17 protein-coding genes are annotated in these 15,394 nt (G+C 67.1%); 6 read left to right on the forward strand and 11 right to left on the reverse strand.

Translation table 11 applies throughout. From position 1 onward, the window contains the following. Window positions 1–68: 68 nt before the first annotated feature. The 4 genes from ihfB to rpsA all read right to left on the reverse strand — a co-directional run bounded on the left by ihfB (window position 69) and on the right by rpsA (window position 4,564). Window positions 69–353: an integration host factor subunit beta gene (gene ihfB, locus ABIE41_RS00295; RefSeq protein WP_066721705.1), complete on the reverse strand. Its 285-nt coding sequence runs from the start codon at window positions 351–353 to the stop codon at window positions 69–71. A gap of 28 nt (window positions 354–381) precedes the next feature. After that, on the reverse strand, window positions 382–1,350 hold the full coding sequence (gene sppA, locus ABIE41_RS00300) for a signal peptide peptidase SppA (RefSeq protein WP_192645229.1): 969 nt from the start codon (window positions 1,348–1,350) through the stop codon (window positions 382–384). Window positions 1,351–1,482: 132 nt separating this feature from the next. Beyond that, window positions 1,483–2,772 carry an Hsp70 family protein gene (locus ABIE41_RS00305; protein ID WP_192645228.1) on the reverse strand — a complete coding sequence of 430 codons (1,290 nt, stop codon included), beginning with the start codon at window positions 2,770–2,772 and terminating at the stop codon, window positions 1,483–1,485. An 88-nt stretch (window positions 2,773–2,860) separates the two neighbouring features. Continuing rightward, window positions 2,861–4,564: a 30S ribosomal protein S1 gene (gene rpsA / locus ABIE41_RS00310; protein ID WP_192645227.1), complete on the reverse strand. Its 1,704-nt coding sequence runs from the start codon at window positions 4,562–4,564 to the stop codon at window positions 2,861–2,863. 431 nt (window positions 4,565–4,995) lie between these two features. Between rpsA and ABIE41_RS00315 the strand changes: the two genes are divergently transcribed. Continuing rightward, window positions 4,996–5,661 (forward strand): sulfite oxidase-like oxidoreductase, encoded by a 666-nt coding sequence (locus tag ABIE41_RS00315; RefSeq protein ID WP_192645226.1) that lies wholly within the window; start codon window positions 4,996–4,998, stop codon window positions 5,659–5,661. A 43-nt stretch (window positions 5,662–5,704) separates the two neighbouring features. On the opposite strand, the gene ABIE41_RS00320 is transcribed toward ABIE41_RS00315, so the two are convergent. Continuing rightward, the gene (locus tag ABIE41_RS00320; RefSeq protein ID WP_354191479.1) at window positions 5,705–7,525 is read right to left on the reverse strand and encodes a methyl-accepting chemotaxis protein; all 1,821 of its coding nucleotides are present in this window, start codon (window positions 7,523–7,525) and stop codon (window positions 5,705–5,707) included. 213 nt (window positions 7,526–7,738) lie between these two features. On the opposite strand from ABIE41_RS00320, the gene ABIE41_RS00325 reads away from it, so the two are divergent. Both ABIE41_RS00325 and ABIE41_RS00330 read left to right on the forward strand, forming a co-directional pair. Beyond that, window positions 7,739–8,296 carry a LemA family protein gene (locus ABIE41_RS00325; protein WP_192645224.1) on the forward strand — a complete coding sequence of 186 codons (558 nt, stop codon included), beginning with the start codon at window positions 7,739–7,741 and terminating at the stop codon, window positions 8,294–8,296. 34 nt (window positions 8,297–8,330) lie between these two features. Beyond that, window positions 8,331–9,428, forward strand: a complete 1,098-nt coding sequence (locus ABIE41_RS00330) for a M48 family metallopeptidase (RefSeq protein WP_192645223.1) — start codon at window positions 8,331–8,333, stop codon at window positions 9,426–9,428. A gap of 22 nt (window positions 9,429–9,450) precedes the next feature. Here the strand turns inward: ABIE41_RS00330 and ABIE41_RS00335 are convergent, their stop codons facing one another. Next, window positions 9,451–10,059, reverse strand: coding sequence for a 2-hydroxychromene-2-carboxylate isomerase (locus ABIE41_RS00335; protein ID WP_192645222.1), 609 nt, complete (start codon window positions 10,057–10,059; stop codon window positions 9,451–9,453). 253 nt (window positions 10,060–10,312) lie between these two features. On the opposite strand from ABIE41_RS00335, the gene ABIE41_RS00340 reads away from it, so the two are divergent. Continuing rightward, window positions 10,313–11,545, forward strand: a complete 1,233-nt coding sequence (locus tag ABIE41_RS00340; RefSeq protein WP_192645221.1) for an argininosuccinate synthase — start codon at window positions 10,313–10,315, stop codon at window positions 11,543–11,545. A 42-nt stretch (window positions 11,546–11,587) separates the two neighbouring features. Here ABIE41_RS00340 and ABIE41_RS00345 read toward each other — a convergent pair whose 3' ends face one another. Next, window positions 11,588–11,986 (reverse strand): winged helix-turn-helix transcriptional regulator, encoded by a 399-nt coding sequence (locus ABIE41_RS00345; protein WP_192645220.1) that lies wholly within the window; start codon window positions 11,984–11,986, stop codon window positions 11,588–11,590. Window positions 11,987–12,089: 103 nt separating this feature from the next. On the opposite strand from ABIE41_RS00345, the gene ABIE41_RS00350 reads away from it, so the two are divergent. Both ABIE41_RS00350 and ABIE41_RS00355 read left to right on the forward strand, forming a co-directional pair. Then, window positions 12,090–12,956 carry an SDR family oxidoreductase gene (locus ABIE41_RS00350; protein WP_192645219.1) on the forward strand — a complete coding sequence of 289 codons (867 nt, stop codon included), beginning with the start codon at window positions 12,090–12,092 and terminating at the stop codon, window positions 12,954–12,956. 56 nt (window positions 12,957–13,012) lie between these two features. After that, window positions 13,013–13,378, forward strand: a complete 366-nt coding sequence (locus tag ABIE41_RS00355; protein WP_192645218.1) for a hypothetical protein — start codon at window positions 13,013–13,015, stop codon at window positions 13,376–13,378. A 41-nt stretch (window positions 13,379–13,419) separates the two neighbouring features. Here the strand turns inward: ABIE41_RS00355 and ABIE41_RS00360 are convergent, their stop codons facing one another. The 4 genes from ABIE41_RS00360 to ABIE41_RS00375 form a co-directional block, all read right to left on the reverse strand. Next, the gene (locus ABIE41_RS00360) at window positions 13,420–13,827 is read right to left on the reverse strand and encodes an META domain-containing protein (RefSeq protein WP_192645217.1); all 408 of its coding nucleotides are present in this window, start codon (window positions 13,825–13,827) and stop codon (window positions 13,420–13,422) included. A gap of 71 nt (window positions 13,828–13,898) precedes the next feature. Further along, entirely contained in the window at window positions 13,899–14,144 is a 246-nt protein-coding gene (locus tag ABIE41_RS00365; RefSeq protein ID WP_192645216.1) for a DUF2188 domain-containing protein, read from the reverse strand. A gap of 53 nt (window positions 14,145–14,197) precedes the next feature. Continuing rightward, window positions 14,198–15,025 (reverse strand): enoyl-ACP reductase FabI, encoded by an 828-nt coding sequence (fabI, locus tag ABIE41_RS00370; protein WP_192645215.1) that lies wholly within the window; start codon window positions 15,023–15,025, stop codon window positions 14,198–14,200. A gap of 96 nt (window positions 15,026–15,121) precedes the next feature. Then, window positions 15,122–15,394, reverse strand: a complete 273-nt coding sequence (locus ABIE41_RS00375) for a DUF3303 domain-containing protein (protein ID WP_192645214.1) — start codon at window positions 15,392–15,394, stop codon at window positions 15,122–15,124.

Here is a 15,394-nt window from a genome sequence, read left to right on the forward strand (position 1 = left end):
CGCGAGGGAAGACGGAGCCCTGCCCTCGCGGCTTTCGTGAAACCGGCCTCGCGTCGCCGGCGGCGGGCTCAGGCCTTGCCGTTCAACCGCAGGCGAAGCTCCTTGCCGGTCTTGAAGACGGGCACGAACTTCTCCTCGACCTCGACCGCATCCCCGGTTCGCGGGTTGCGGCCGACGCGGGCGGAACGGGCCTTGCGGGAAAAGGCGCCGAAGCCGCGCAGTTCCACCCGGTCGCCCCGCGAGAGCGCCTTGACGATCTCGTCGAGGATCGCCGTCACGATGTTCTCGATGTCGCGCTGATACAGATGACCATTGCGCTCGGCGATGCGTTGGACGAGTTCTGATTTGATCATCGCTGCAATATAACCGCTTGTATCAGCATCACTTTTCGACGGCAGGCTGCCAGAGCGCCAGAGGCGCGTCAAGCCGCAACCCGAGCGGCTGGTCGGCGGCGCGCGCCAGCACGGCGGCGAGCGTGTCGAGACCGGCGGCGCGAGCCAGCGCCTCGCTCAGGCTCCAGAGCCCCATCGAGGAGGATTCGCTGGCGCGGCGCCAGTCACGCACGCGCAGGCCCTTGGCGATGCCCTTCTCCCGCTCGAGCCAGGCGATGGCTTCCGCCTCCCCGCCGATCTCGTCGACGAGCTTGAGCGTCGCCGCCTGGCGGCCGCTGTGGACGCGGCCGTCCGAGACCAGCGCGACCTCGGGCTCGGCCAGACGGCGCCGCTCCCGGACCATGCGCTTGAACCAGTCGTAATTGTCGTCGACCACGCGCTGCAGGGCCGCACGCGCCTCGGGCGAGGTCGGCTCGAAGCCGCTCGGCGCCGCCTTCAGAGGGCTCGACTTGATGGATTCGACCTTGACGCCGATCGTGTCGAGCAGCTGCCCGACATTGGGAATCTGGAAGAGCACGCCGATCGACCCGACGAGCGAGGTCTGGCGCGCCACGATCCGGTCCGAGCCGAGCGCGGCGATATAGCCGCCGGAGGCGGCGAGCCCGTCGACCACCGCGACCACCGGCTTCTTGGCGCCGAGGCGCCGCAGCGCATCATAGAGCGCCTCGGAGCCGCTGACGGTGCCGCCGGGGCTGTCGATGCGCAGGATCACCGCGGAGGCCCGGCTGTCCTCCAGCGACTTGATCAGTTCGAGCGTGCGGCGGTCTCCCGAGATGAAGCCCGAGATGGTGACGCGCGCGATGTGGTCCTGCGAGAGCGAGCCGGGCGTGCGCCCGGTCCAGGCGAGGCCGGCCACGACGGCTGCGCCGAGCACGCCGACGACCGCGAGAAGGCGCCACAGCGTCACCTTGCGGCGCAGGCTGCGACGGTCGGCGAGCAGATCGGCATCGGACGACATCAAGGCACTCCTGGCGGGTTGCGGACCGGTGCGGACGGGTTGCAAAGGCGCCGCTCCCCGGCGCCGGGCATCGCGTTCCGGCGCCCGTGATGTAGCCCTGCGCCCGTTCGGGGGCAAGGCGACAGGCGCTCCTCAGGCCGCGACCGAGGCGCGCGCGCGGTCGAGGGCGAGCAAGGCGAGCCCGCTGGCGACGGAGCGGAAGGCATCGCCGACATGGATTCGTCCGGCGCCGAAGCGCCGGTCGAACAGCGCACGCACCGCGGGAACATGCGAGGTGCCGCCGGTCATGAAGACGGCCTCGATCGCGTCCGCGCCGACACCAGCCTCGGCGAGGGCCCGGTCGAGTGCCGCCTCGATCGCGGCGACGTCCTGCGCGATCCAGCTCTCGAAATCGGCACGGCTGATGCGGCGCTCGATGGATATCCCGGTCTGCTCGAAGCGCAGCACAGCCTCGTCAGCGCCCGACAGCGCGATCTTCGCCGCGGAGACGGCGCGGTAGAGTTCGTAGCCGAGATCGTATTCGATCACGGTGAGCAGATCCTCGAGCCGGTCGGGCTCGACGGCGTCGCGGATCAGCGCCTTGAGCTCGGCCATGGTCTCCCGGCTCTTCATCAGCGAGAGGCGATGCCACTGCGCGAAGGCGGCGTGATAATGCGCCGGGATCGGCAGGAGCTTGCCGAAGGAGCGGTACTGCGTACCCTTGCCGAGACGCGGCGAGATCGCATGCTCGATGATGCGATAGTCGAAGGTGTCGCCCGCGACGCCGACGCCGGCATGGGAGAGCGGCGTCGCCTCCAGCCGCCCGGCCTCGCCGGGCGCGAAGCGCATCACCGAGAAATCGCTGGTGCCGCCGCCGAAATCTGCAACCAGCATGGTCTGGGGACGCTTGAGGTCGCGGGCATACCAATAGGCGGCGCCGAGCGGCTCATAGGCGAAATCGACCTGGCTCATACCGGCCTCGGCATAGGAGGTCCGCAGGCGGCCGAGCGCGAGGTCCTCGTCCGGTCGCTCGCCGGCGAAGACCACCGGGCGCCCGGAGACCAGCGGGGTCGCGGCGAGAGCGTCGACACCCGCAACGATGTCGGCGAGGAACACCGCGATCAGGTCCTCGAGCCGGAACAGCTTGCCGAAGAGCCGCGTCTCCTGGAAGGCGCGGCTGGAGAGATGCGTCTTGAGCGACTGCAGGAAGCGGTGCTCGGTCGTCATGCCCAGCGCCATGTCGAGCGCGTCGGGCCCGCTGACATGGGCGATGCGCGTCGCGGGCGGGCGCCCCTCGCGCCAGAACATCAGCGCCGAGCGATAGGCGTCCACGGCCCCCTGCTTCGTCGCGAAGGAGCGCGTCACGACGCTCCCGTCGGCGCCGGCGAGCGCGACGACGCTGTTGGTGGTGCCGAAGTCGATGCCGATAGCGGCGGGGGTCATGGTCCGATCCTCGATCCGAAACAAAAGCCCGCGCGGATTGCTCCGCGCGGGCTGGTTGGACGATCCGGCCGCCGAAGCGGCCGAACGATCACTTCTTCTCGGTCGTCGCCTTCTTGAGGGCGGCGCCCAGGATGTCGCCGAGCGAAGCGCCGGAGTCGGCGGAGCCGTACTGCGCCATCGCCTCCTTCTCCTCGGCCATCTCCAGAGCCTTGATCGAGACCTGGATCTTGCGGGCCTTCTTGTCGAAGAGGACGACGCGGGCGTCGACCTTCTCGCCGGCAGCGAAGCGCTCGGGGCGCTGCTCCTGGCGATCGCGAGCGATCTCGGCGCGCTTGATGAAGGTGGTCATGTCGGTGCCGGCGATCTTGACGTCGAGACCGCCTTCCTTGACCTCGATCACCTCACAGGTGACGACCTGGCCCTTCTTGAACTCGCCGGCATCCACGAAGGGATCGCCGCCGAGCTGCTTCAGGCCGAGCGAGATGCGCTCCTTCTCGACGTCCACATCGAGAACGACAGCCTGCAGCATGTCGCCCTTCTTGTATTCCTCGATGACCTGCTCGCCCGGACGGTTCCAGTCGAGATCGGAGAGGTGGATCATGCCGTCGATGTCGCCTTCGAGACCCAGGAACAGGCCGAACTCGGTCTTGTTCTTGACCTCGCCCTCGACCGTCGAGCCGCTCGGATGCTGCTCGGCGAAGACCTCCCACGGGTTGCGGAGGGTCTGCTTGAGACCGAGCGAGATGCGGCGCTTGACCTGATCGACCTCGAGGATCGCGACGTCGACTTCCTGCGAGGTCGAGACGATCTTGCCGGGGTGGACGTTCTTCTTGGTCCAGGACATCTCCGAGACGTGGATGAGGCCTTCGATGCCCGGCTCCACTTCGACGAAGGCGCCGTAGTCCGTGATGTTGGTGACGCGGCCCTTGAGGCGCGCACCGACCGGGTAACGCGCCGCGATGCCATCCCACGGGTCAGCAAGCAGCTGCTTGATGCCGAGCGAGATGCGGTGCGTGTCCTGGTTGATCTTGATGATCTTGACCTTGACCGTCTGGCCGATGGTCACGACCTCGGACGGATGGTTGACGCGACGCCAAGCCATGTCGGTGACATGGAGCAGGCCGTCGATGCCGCCCAGATCCACGAACGCACCGTATTCGGTGATGTTCTTGACGACGCCGTCGATGACCTGGCCCTCTTCGAGCGAGGCGACCAGCTCGGAACGAGCCTCGGCGCGGGTCTCTTCGAGAACGGTGCGGCGCGACACGACGATGTTGCCGCGGCGGCGATCCATCTTGAGGATCTCGAAGGGCTGCGGCTGGCCCATCAGCGGGCCGACGTCGCGGATCGGACGGATGTCGACCTGCGAGCGCGGCAGGAAGGCCACGGCGCCGTCGAGATCGACGGTGTAGCCGCCCTTGACGGTGTTGAAGATGACGCCCGAAACCTTCTCGCGGGCCTCGAAGGCCTTCTCGAGCTTGACCCAGCTCTCCTCGCGGCGCGCCTTGTCGCGCGAGATGACGGCCTCGCCGAGCGCGTTCTCGATCCGGTCCAGATAGACCTCGACCTCGTCGCCGACCTTGATGTCCTGGTCACGGCCGGGGCCGTTGAATTCCTTGAGCGCGACGCGCCCTTCCGTCTTCAGGCCGACGTCGATGATCGCCATATCCTTCTCGATGGCGACGACCTTGCCCTTGATGACGGAACCTTCGAGGGCCTCGTTACGGTTGAACGATTCCTCGAGAAGGGCGGCGAAATCCTCGCGGCCCGAAAAGCTTTCTACGGCTGACATGTATGCTCCTGACGCCGGCCGCGTCTCCCGCGGATGTCCGGCAAGCGCCCGTTTGGGTTCGTGTTGCAGGCCGGATGCTCCCGTCGGCGCCTCGTCAGAGGCTCGCCGCCATGCCCACGCTCGAGGCGCCGGGCAGGCGAACGGCGCCAGGCCGCCGGTTCCGCATCCGCATCCGATCGGTCCGCCCCAAACACGAAACGGGAGCAGGCCGGAAAGGCCGCCCCCGGCTGTGATCGATCACGGCCTTATCGGACAGGCGCGATGTAGTGGAAATCCGCCGACGGGGCAAGGGCGGACGCCGCCATCGCCCTGGCTGCGGCTACGGGCGGCGACCGGGCGGAGGCCGTCACGCGCTCGCCGCTGCGAAGAGATCGTGCCAGAATGAGCCGAGCCCGGTCGCCGTCCACCGCCGTTCAGACGGAGAGACATCCATGTCCGACGATCCCGAGACGCCCCCGGAAACGAAGCTGACCCGGACCAAGCAGGCCTGGGCGCAGGCCGGCAAGTTCATCACCGGCCGTGTCGCACGGCCCGAAAACGAGCGGCTGCCGCCCGGCCAGCATCTGGTGAAGGACTGGCCGGTGCTCGACCTCGGCCTGCAGCCCACGATCGCTCTCTCCAGCTGGACGCTCGACATCGATGGGCTGGTCGAGCATCCCCTGCACTGGCGCTGGGACGATCTCATGGCGCAGGAACAGGCGACGGAGGTGTCCGACATCCACTGCGTCACAACCTGGTCGCGCTACGACAATCGCTGGGACGGCGTGGCGACCCGCACGATCCTCGATCTCGCGGCCCCCAAATCCGAGGCCGGCTTCGTCGTGCTTCACAGCTATGACGGCTACACGACCAATCTGACGCTGGCCGATTTCGCCAGCGAGGACGCGATCCTCGCCCATTCCTGGGAAGGCCGGCCTATCTCCGGCGAGCATGGCGGACCGCTGCGGCTCGTCTTGCCGAAGCTCTATTTCTGGAAGAGCGCGAAATGGCTGAAGCGGATCGAGTTCGCGCCTGAGAACCGCCCCGGCTTCTGGGAGGTTCGCGGCTATCACGACCGCGGCGATCCCTGGTCGGAAGAGCGCTACAGCGACGATTGAGCCCCGCCTGACGGACCGGACAGCCCGGTCGTCGGCCTCCCGCTCAGAACTCCGACCACCCTCCCCCCGCCTCGCGGCGGGCGGACGCCTTGGGCGTCGTCCCCTGTGAGGGCGCGATCCTGGCCGCCGCCGCCTTGGCGGCTGGCATGGATGAGGCGGCCACCGGGCTTCGGGACGGCGTGCCGCCGACGGTGAAGCGTTCGACCATCCGCTTGAGTTCGTCGGTCGCCTGCTGCAGCTCGCGCGCGACGTTCGCGCTTTGCTCGGCCATCGAGGAATTGCGCTGGGTCATGTCGTCCATATGGGCGACCACCTTGGCGACCTCGCCGATGCCGTTGGCCTGCTCGTTCGACGCGCTGGAGATGTCGGCGAGCGCCGCAGCGACGCTGGTCGAGGAGCCGACGATCTCGGCGAGAGCCGCGCCGGCGTCCTTGACCAGGCGCACGCCGGTCGCGACCTGCTGCGTCGAGTTCGAGATCAGCGCCTTGATGTCGTTGGCGGCGTCGCTTGAGCGCTGGGCCAGGGCCCGCACCTCGGAGGCGACCACGGCGAAGCCCTTGCCGGCCGCGCCGGCGCGAGCCGCCTCGACGGCGGCGTTCAGCGCCAGGAGGTTGGTCTGGAAGGCGATGTTGTCGATCACGGTGATGATCTCGGCGATGTCCCCCGAGGCCTTCTCGATACGCTCCATCGCGCCGACCGCCTCGCCGACGATGCCGCCGCCGCGATTGGCGATGCCGTTGGCCGCTTCACCGAGACTGGTGGCTTCGCGGGCACGGCCGGCGCTGCGCTTGACCGAGGCCGAGAGAGCGTCGGTCGTGGTGGCCGCTTCCTGAAGGCTGTCCGCCTGGGCCTCGGCCTGCAGGGCGAGTTCGCGGCTCCCGAGGCCTATCCGGTCCGCCCCGACGATGATGTCCTGCGAGATGGTGGTGATGGTGGTGACGGTGCCGATGATCTGGGCGAACGCATCCACCAGTTCGTTCACGCCGCCGCAGAGTTCGGCGATCTCGCCCGTCATGCCCGCCAGCGAGATCCGGCGCGTCAGATCCCCTGCCATGGCGGATTGGACCACGCCACGCGTGTCGGCGACGGCTGCGCGCAGGGCGTTCTGGACGCGCTTGCTGGCGGTGATGTCGGTGGCGAATTTGACGATCTTGCAGGGTTTGCCCATGGCGTCGAAGATCGGGTTGTAGGTCGCCTGCAGCCAGATCTCCCGCCCGCCCTGGCCGAGCCGGCGATACTGCCCCTCGTCGAACTCGCCGCGCCCCAGCTTCTCCCAGAACCGCCGATAGGTCTCGCTGCCCTGCTCTGACGGATCGACGAAGAGGCGGTGATGCTTTCCCTTGATCTCGGCCAGGCTGTAGCCGACGGCGGAGAGGAAGTTATCGTTGGCGTCGAGGATATGGCCGGCGAGATCGAACTCGATCACGGCCTGCGACTTGCGGATGGCGGCGATCTGCCCTTCGAGATTGGCCATCGCCTCGCGTCGAGCCGTGATGTCGCTCGCGAATTTGACGACCTTCACTGCCTTGCCGCTGGCGTTCAGGATCGGCGTGTAGTTCGCCAGCAGCCAGATGCGGCGGCCGCCCTTCGCCATTCGGAGGCAGGGGACTTCGATGGGCTCCCCCCGGTTCAACTGCTCCCAGAAAGCGGCATAGTCCCTGGAACCGCGCTCGCTTTCTTCCACGAACATCCGATGGTGCTTCCCCACCACCTCGTCGCGGGAGTAGCCCACCGCCTTCAGGAAATTCTCGTTGGCGTCGAGGATGGTGCCGTCGAGTTTGAATTCGATCACGGCCTGGGAGCGTCGAATGGCGGCCCACTCGCCCGCGTGACTGGAAACAAGGCGAGAAAACGGGAATGTCATGGCGGGTATCACGTCGATAGTGGTTCGGATTGACAGCGCACCTGTCAGCTTGACGTAACGATAGTTAAGAATCCTTTATAATCCACGTGTTGCGTCTGGACTTTTATCACCGCGGCGAAGGCAGGGTGGCGGCGACGCTTCGGACCGCTTCCCCACCGCCCGCCTTCGTGCCACGCTGAGCCTCGTTTCGCCTGCGCTTTTGAGGAGCACGCCATGGGCTGGGTCGTCTTGGGGCTGATCGCCGCGATCGCCGTCTACCTGATCATGACCTATAACGGCCTCGTGGCGATGCGGCAGCGCGTCAACCAGGCCTTCGCGGACATCGACGTCCAGCTGAAGCAGCGCCACGACCTGATCCCCAATCTCGTCGAAACGGTGAAGGGCTACGCCACCCACGAAAAGACGACGCTGGATGCGGTAATCGCGGCGCGCAACGCGGCGCAAGGCGCAGGCAGCCTCCAGGACAAGGCGGCGGCCGAGCAGCAATTGTCCGGGGCGGTCGGACGGTTGCTGGCACTGGGCGAGGCCTATCCCGACCTGAAGGCGAGCGCCAATTTCCAGCAGCTCCAGGTCGATCTCGGTCATGTCGAGGACAAGCTCGCAGCGGCGCGGCGCTTCTTCAACAACGCCGTCAGCGAGTTCAACGCCGCGATCCAGGCCTTCCCGGCCGTCCTGTTCGCGCCCCAGATGGGCTTCACCCAGCGCGAATTCTTCGATGTCGGCGAAACCACGCGCGCCCAGATCGAGGTGGCGCCGAGCGTGAAGTTCTGAGGCGACGCCACAGGCGGCGAACGGGGCGGCTGCGATGCTGGGCCAGGCCTTCGGGCTCTACAGCCACATGCGCAACAACCGGATCAGGTCGGGCTTCCTGATCGCGGGCCTGTTTCTGCTTGTCTATGTCACCGTCTGGGGCCTGCTGCTCGTCGGCTACGGCTATGGCGGCGTGCCGCGCGGGACGACCGCCTATGCCGAGGCCGGGCGGACCTTCTGGCGCTGGCTGCCCTTCACCACGCTGGCGGCGGGGGCGTGGGTCTTCATCGGCTTCCGCATCAATGTCGGGTTGATCGGTGCGGTCTCGGGGGCCAAGGGGCTGACCCGCGAGGACAACCCCAAGCTCTACCGGATGCTGGAGAACCTCTGCATCTCGCGCGGTCTGACCGTGCCAAAGCTCGCCATCGTCGAGAGCGAGGCGCTGAACGCCTTCGCCAGCGGCGTCAACGACCAGCAGTTCACGGTCACGGTGACGAGCGGCCTGCTGGCGCAGCTCAACGACGCCGAGGTGGAGGCGGTGCTGGCCCATGAGCTGACCCATATCCGCAATGGCGACGTCCGGCTGATGATCATCGCCGTCGTCATCGCGGGCGTGATCTCGCTCATCGGCGAGATCGTCTTCCGCGGGCTGTCGCGCAGCCGCATGCGCCTGTCCTCAGACGATTCCAAGAAGGGCAGCGGCGTTGCCATCCTGATCGGCTTCGCGGTGATCGCGCTGGCGTGGTTCCTGGCCGTGGTGATCCGGTTGTCGCTGTCGCGTTCACGGGAATATCTGGCGGATGCGGGGGCGGTCGAGCTGACCAAGAACCCCGATGCGATGATCTCGGCCCTGCTCAAGATCGCCGGCCGCGCCGATATCGAGGGCGTTCCGTCTGGCGTGATGGACATGTGCTTCGAGAACGATCCGGACGATTTCGCCGATCTGTTCTCGACCCATCCCTCCGTCACCAAGCGCGTGCAGGCCCTGGTCCAGACGGCCGGCGGCCGGATGCCGGCTATGCCGCCGCATCCGCCGCGCATCGCTGAGCGTCAGGATTTGCAGACGATGGTGGAGGAATCGGCCGCAGGGGTCGATCCGGCGGCGCGCGGTCCCTGGGCCAGGCCGCCCGGGGGTGGCAGCGCCAGCCCCTGAGACGGCAGCGAGAGCGCCGGCGTCAGCGGCCGTGGCGCGACCAGTCCAGCGCTTCCTCGAGACGATCGTCGCCCCAGAAGATCTCTCCGTCTTCCGTGACGAAGGTCGGCGCACCGAAGATGCCGATCGACTTGGCGTATTCGATCTCCGCGCGCAGCCGGCCCTTGACCTCCTCGCTGCGCGACGCGGGGTAGGCCACGCCCGGATCGGCGCCGGCTTCCTTGAGCGCCGCGTTCAGCACCGCCTCTTCCGCGATGTTGCGGCCCTCTCCGAACCCGGCCCGGAACAGTGCCTTCGAGAAGGCCGGCATCCAGCCCGCCTCGCGACCGGCCAGCGCCAGCCGGGCGGCGATCAGGGAGTTCTGGGGGAAGGTCTCGGGCTTGACGAGGGGGAGGCCGATGCGACCGGCACGGCGCTCCACGTCCCGCCACATATAGCGGCCCTTGCTCGGAAAGAGCGCGAATGGCGAGGTCGACCAGCCATTGGCCGCGAAGATGGGCCCCAGAAGAAACGGGCGCCAGCGGATGCTGACATCGGCCGCCTCCGCCAGGGGCTCGATCCTCAGTGCGCTCAGGAAGGAATAGGGTGATGCGAACTCATACCAGAAGTCCAGAACAGGACGATTGGGCATTCGGCCTCCGGGGCGGTCTGTTCGGTGTAGCGTCGCGCTTCACGAAGCTGAGCCTCCTGAGCCGCGACTGCAAGCTGCGGTGCGATGTCGAAGGGCCACCTGCCGGGGTCATCAACATCGATCCATCAGGCGGGGACGCGCGATCGATCAAAAGGTTCCGATTGCGTCGCCTCCGACGCTGGGATAGTGCGCCATTGCGTTCGAAAAGCGGCCTTCGCGGCCGCCTCACCGCAGCAGCAGGATGATGACCAAGATGACCGAGAAAAGCGTGAAGAAGGTCGTGCTCGCCTATTCAGGGGGCCTCGACACCTCGATCATCCTGAAGTGGCTCCAGACCACCTATGGCTGCGAGGTCATCACCTTCACCGCCGATCTCGGCCAGGGCGAGGAACTCGGCCCGGCGCGCGACAAGGCGCTGCTGCTCGGCATCAAGCCCGGGAACATCTTCATCGAGGACCTCCGCGAGGAGTTCGTCCGCGACTACGTCTTCCCGATGTTCCGCGCCAATGCGGCCTATGAGGGCGTCTATCTGCTGGGAACCTCGATCGCGCGGCCGCTGATCGGCAAGAAGCTGATCGAAATCGCCGAGAAGCTCGGCGCCGACGCGATCTCCCATGGCGCCACCGGCAAGGGCAACGATCAGGTCCGCTTCGAACTGACCGCCTATGCGCTGAAGCCCGACGTCGTGGTGATCGCGCCCTGGCGCGAATGGGATTTGCGCTCGCGCGAACAGCTCCTCGCCTTCGCCGAGCAGCACCAGATCCCGATCGCCAAGGACAAGCGCGGCGAGGCGCCCTTCTCGGTCGACGCTAACCTTCTGCACGCCTCCTCCGAGGGCAAGGTGCTCGAGGACCCGGCGCAGGAGGTGCCCGACTACGTCTATTCGCGCACGATCTCGCCGGAGGACGCGCCCGACAAGCCGACCGTGATCAGCATCGACTTCGAAACCGGCGACGCCTGCGCGATCGACGGCGTGAAGATGTCGCCGGCGACGCTGCTGGCCAAGCTCAACGAGCTCGGCCGCGACAACGGCATCGGCCGGCTCGATCTGGTCGAGAACCGCTTCGTCGGCATGAAGTCGCGCGGCATGTACGAGACGCCCGGCGGCACGATCCTGGCGGTCGCACACCGCGCCATCGAGTCGATCACGCTCGACCGCGGCGCCGCCCATCTCAAGGACCAGATCATGCCGCAATATGCGGAGCTGATCTATAACGGCTTCTGGTTCTCGCCGGAGCGCGAGATGCTGCAGGCGCTGATCGACAAGAGCCAGGAGTTCGTCGCGGGCCAGGTCCGCCTCAGGCTCTACAAGGGCGGCGTCCACGTCATCGGCCGCTCCAGCCCCTACTCGCTCTACGACCAGGACCTCGTGACCTTCGAGGAAGGCGCTGTCGCCTATGACCACCGCGATGCGGCCGGCTTCATCAAGCTGAACGCGCTGCGCCTGCGCACGCTGGGCCAGCGCAAGAAGAAGCTCGGCCTCTAAGCCTCGCTTCCGGGCTTCGACGACGCGATCAAGGGCCGCCCCTCAGGCGGCCCTTTTCGTTTCCGCCCTCGTCTGCCGCACAGCGGGGAAATGCGTCTCCGCCCACTCGACGAGGCCAAGCAGGGGGCCCGCAAAGCTGCGGCCGAGCGGCGTCAGCGAATAGGTCACGCTGGGCGGGACGGTCGGCTGGACGTCGCGATGGACGAGGCCATCCGCCTCCAGCGTCCGAAGCGTCTGCGTCAGCATGCGCTTGGAGATGTCCGGGATCTGACGGTGCAGCGCGCCGAAGCGCCTGGGCCCGGCTGCGAGACTGCACAGCAGCAGCGTCGACCAGCGATCGCCGATCTTGTCCAGCAGCCCGCGAACCGGGCAGTTGTCCCGATCGAGCGGCAGCGTCTGCCAGAATGCGAATTTGGCGCCGAGCGCCTCGCAGGCATCCATCGGGTTCCTCCACGGTAACCTGGTGACGCGAAAGTGCCGTCTTTCGCCGGCTTCGCCTAGTCTCTATCTGAGACTGGGTTACCACATGAGACCGGAGTATTCCATGTCCAATCCCCGTTATGCCGTCACCGGCGCCAACGGCCAGCTCGGCCGCCTCGTCGTCGCGGCCCTGGCGACGCGCGTCGGCGCCACCGCCGTGGCAGCCATCGTCCGCGATCCCGCAAAGGCCGCCGGTCTGTTCCCCGAGGGCGTGGCGGTCCGGAAGGGCGACTACGATCAGCCCCAGGAGCTCGCGACCGCCCTGGCGGGCATTGAGCGGCTGCTGCTGATCTCGTCGAACACGGTCGGCCAGCGCACGCCCCAGCACCGCAACGCGATTGCGGCCGCCCGGCAGGCCGGCGTGTCGCGGATCGCCTATACCAGCTTGCTGCGCGCGGACATCTCACCGCTGGGCCTCGCCGCGGAGCATCGCGAGACCGAGGCGGCGCTCGCCGAATCCGGCCTGCCGTACAGCCTCCTGCGCAATGGCTGGTACACGGAGAACTACACCGCCTCCATTCCGCCGGCCCTCGCCCATGGCGCCTTCATCGGCAGCGCCGGCCAGGGGCGCATCGCGAGCGCCGCCCGCATCGACTATGCCGAAGCGGCAGCGGTCGCTCTCATTACCGACGAGGCGCCGCGCGTCGTGCATGAGCTCGCCGGGGACGCCTCCTATTCGCTGGCGGAATTCGCCGCCGAGCTGACGCGGCAGACGAGCAAGACGATCCCCTATGTCGACATGCCCGAAGCCGCCTATGCGGCCGCGCTCGTGGGCGCCGGCCTGCCGGAGGGTTTCGCGGCCCTGATCGCCGACTCCGACGCGGCGGCGGCCAAGGGCGCCCTCGACGACCAGACGCGGACGCTGTCGCGCCTGATCGGGCGGCCGACGACGCCCTTCGCGACGACGATCACCGACGCGCTGCGCGGCTGAGCGAACCAAACGACCTCTCGGGCGTTGGAAGGCACCCGCTCCCGAGAGGTCACGCCATGATCCGCCTGTTTCCGACCACCCTGCTCGCCGCTGCCCTGCTCGCCGCGACCGCGCAGGCCCAGACCGCGGGGCCGACCTCCGGCGCACCGGCCGAAAAGCCGGCCTCGCCCGCGGTCGCGCTCTGCAAGAATGCCGCGCTCAGCACGCTCTCGGCCCGGGAGCCCGACATCAAGGACATCTATGTCGACGAGGATGGCGCGACCATCGCCGTCTCGGAGACGAAGGTCGAGGATACGCCGGTCACGCGCATCATCATGGCCGAGGCCTATCTCCGGACCGACCGTTCCGACAAGCCGCGCCGCTTCCTCTGCCTGCTGGGCGAGAAGGACAAGGTGCTGCTGACCTTCTTCACGGCCCGGTAACGGCGGGGCGGCAGCCGCGCCTTGTCCCGCAAATCACAATCCTAGCGGCGGGCCTCGACAGTGCGCCCGTCGCGCGCTTTCAGCACAAGTGCCTTTTCATTGCTGATCCGGAAGCTGCGCAAGCTTGTCAGGACAGCGTGGACAGCCGCTTCCTCACGCCCAGCCGGGTCGGGACAAACCCTCGTTGTCGCCTGGAAGAAGCTCGTCGATATCCATCCGAGCACATAAACGTGGAAGTTACCGCTGGCGATATTACAGGAGGTGGTGACGTTCACAACGCCATTGTTGTGAAACGATATCAGCGGCGGATAGCCGAGAGGCGCCACCCCGTCGATGGCGACCACGTGCCATTGTGTGTCATCGAGAATGGTCGGGCGGCGCGGCGAACTGTTGCGCGCCTCGACGGCCTCTGGGACCGCCACTGCCGCCACGCAAAGCAAGAGACCCAATCGGGCTGTCGATCTTGCGATCATCGGGGCAGGCTATGTCAGCGTAAAAACGCCGACAAGCCGGACGCGGGTCAAGGGGCGTCGATGACTCGGGTGGCAGGGCGATCACGCCCATCGGCCAGCTCCTCATGCCACTCGCCGTCCTTGTCCTGATAGACGATGCCGTCGGTGGTGCCGGCGAGCGTCTGGCGCGCGGCTGCATCGCTCGCGGCCTTCAGGGCCGCCTCATGGGAAGGATAGGTTTCCGAGAGCACGTCCTGGACCTTGTAGGCCCAGCCGCCGTCATGCTCGACGATATCGTATCTGACCGTAACCATCGCACCATCTCCTGATTGCCCGAGAGCAACCCGAAGGAGCCTGCGAGGGTTCCCTATTCGCCCTGATCGGCCGCGCGCAGCCCGTCCAGCACCGGCATCGAGGTGATGTGGTAGCCGGCATCGACATGGTGCACGTCGCCGGTGACGCCGCCCGACAGGTCGGAGAGATAATACAGTGCCGAGCCACCGATCTCCTCCAGCGAGACCGATTTGCGCAGCGGCGAGTTGGCCCGCTGCCAGGAATACATCGCGCGCGCATCCGAGATACCGGCGCCGGCCAGCGTCCGCACCGGCCCGGGCGAGAGCGCGTTGACGCGGATGCCGCGCGGGCCGTAGTCGCCCGCCAGATAGCGCACGCTGGCCTCCAGCGCCGCCTTGGCCACGCCCATGACGTTGTAGTTCGGCATGATCCGGGTCGAGCCGCCATAGGTCAGCGTGATCATGCTGCCGCCCTTGGGCATGCGCTGCGCGGCGCGCTTTGCGACCTCCGTGAAGGAGAAGCAGGAGATCACCATGGTCCGTGAGAAATTCTCGCGGCTGGTATCGGCATAGAGCCCTTTGAGCTCGTTCTTGTCGGAGAAGCCGATGGCATGGACGATGAAGTCGAGCGTGTTGCGCTCGGGATCGCCGCCCCAGGCCTCGTCGATGGCGGCGAAGGTCGCGTCCACCGTCGAAATGTCCTCGACATCGCAGGGCAGGACGAGCGTCGAGCCGACGCTCTCGGCCAGCGGCTTCACCCGCTTGCCGAGAGCGTCGCCCTGATAGGTGAAGGCCATCTGCGCGCCATGGGCGTGCAGGGTCCGGGCGATACCCCAGGCGATCGAGTTCTGGTTGGCGACGCCCATGACGAGGCCGCGCTTGTTGTGCATCAGGGGGAGCATGGGGAAATCCCGGAGGTCAGCGTCGAGAATGTGAAGGCGGCCAGTAGAGACAACAGAATTCGAACAACGACGTTTTCTGTCGCGTCGGCAACGACATTACAGGTGCTTCTTCACCGCCGCGGCCGTGTCCTTGGACGACGCCAGCGGCACGATTTCGAAGCGGGCGAGGTCGCCCCAGGCCAGCACCCATTCCTGCAACTTGGTGACGTCGTCGCACTGCATCACCTGGAAACAGCGCGCGAAGTCGGCGGAGATCCAGCTGTCGACATAGGTCAGGCCGTCCGGGATCATCCGGCCATTCTCGTGGAAGCGGGTGTAGATCTCCTTCACCCGCGCCTGGTCGAAATGCTCGATCACCATGAACAGCAT

The sequence above is a fragment of the Bosea sp. OAE506 genome, assembly GCF_040546595.1.
GTDB lineage: Bacteria > Pseudomonadota > Alphaproteobacteria > Rhizobiales > Beijerinckiaceae > Allobosea.

Coding starts and splice junctions, on each gene's coding strand:
- ihfB (WP_066721705.1), bottom strand. CDS start 353: ATGATCAAATCAGAACTCGTCCAACGCATCGCCGAGCGCAATGGTCAT.
- sppA (WP_192645229.1), bottom strand. CDS start 1,350: ATGTCGTCCGATGCCGATCTGCTCGCCGACCGTCGCAGCCTGCGCCGC.
- ABIE41_RS00305 (WP_192645228.1), bottom strand. CDS start 2,772: ATGACCCCCGCCGCTATCGGCATCGACTTCGGCACCACCAACAGCGTC.
- rpsA (WP_192645227.1), bottom strand. CDS start 4,564: ATGTCAGCCGTAGAAAGCTTTTCGGGCCGCGAGGATTTCGCCGCCCTT.
- ABIE41_RS00315 (WP_192645226.1), top strand. CDS start 4,996: ATGTCCGACGATCCCGAGACGCCCCCGGAAACGAAGCTGACCCGGACC.
- ABIE41_RS00320 (WP_354191479.1), bottom strand. CDS start 7,525: ATGACATTCCCGTTTTCTCGCCTTGTTTCCAGTCACGCGGGCGAGTGG.
- ABIE41_RS00325 (WP_192645224.1), top strand. CDS start 7,739: ATGGGCTGGGTCGTCTTGGGGCTGATCGCCGCGATCGCCGTCTACCTG.
- ABIE41_RS00330 (WP_192645223.1), top strand. CDS start 8,331: ATGCTGGGCCAGGCCTTCGGGCTCTACAGCCACATGCGCAACAACCGG.
- ABIE41_RS00335 (WP_192645222.1), bottom strand. CDS start 10,059: ATGCCCAATCGTCCTGTTCTGGACTTCTGGTATGAGTTCGCATCACCC.
- ABIE41_RS00340 (WP_192645221.1), top strand. CDS start 10,313: ATGACCGAGAAAAGCGTGAAGAAGGTCGTGCTCGCCTATTCAGGGGGC.
- ABIE41_RS00345 (WP_192645220.1), bottom strand. CDS start 11,986: ATGGATGCCTGCGAGGCGCTCGGCGCCAAATTCGCATTCTGGCAGACG.
- ABIE41_RS00350 (WP_192645219.1), top strand. CDS start 12,090: ATGTCCAATCCCCGTTATGCCGTCACCGGCGCCAACGGCCAGCTCGGC.
- ABIE41_RS00355 (WP_192645218.1), top strand. CDS start 13,013: ATGATCCGCCTGTTTCCGACCACCCTGCTCGCCGCTGCCCTGCTCGCC.
- ABIE41_RS00365 (WP_192645216.1), bottom strand. CDS start 14,144: ATGGTTACGGTCAGATACGATATCGTCGAGCATGACGGCGGCTGGGCC.
- fabI (WP_192645215.1), bottom strand. CDS start 15,025: ATGCTCCCCCTGATGCACAACAAGCGCGGCCTCGTCATGGGCGTCGCC.
- ABIE41_RS00375 (WP_192645214.1), bottom strand. CDS start 15,394: ATGCTGTTCATGGTGATCGAGCATTTCGACCAGGCGCGGGTGAAGGAG.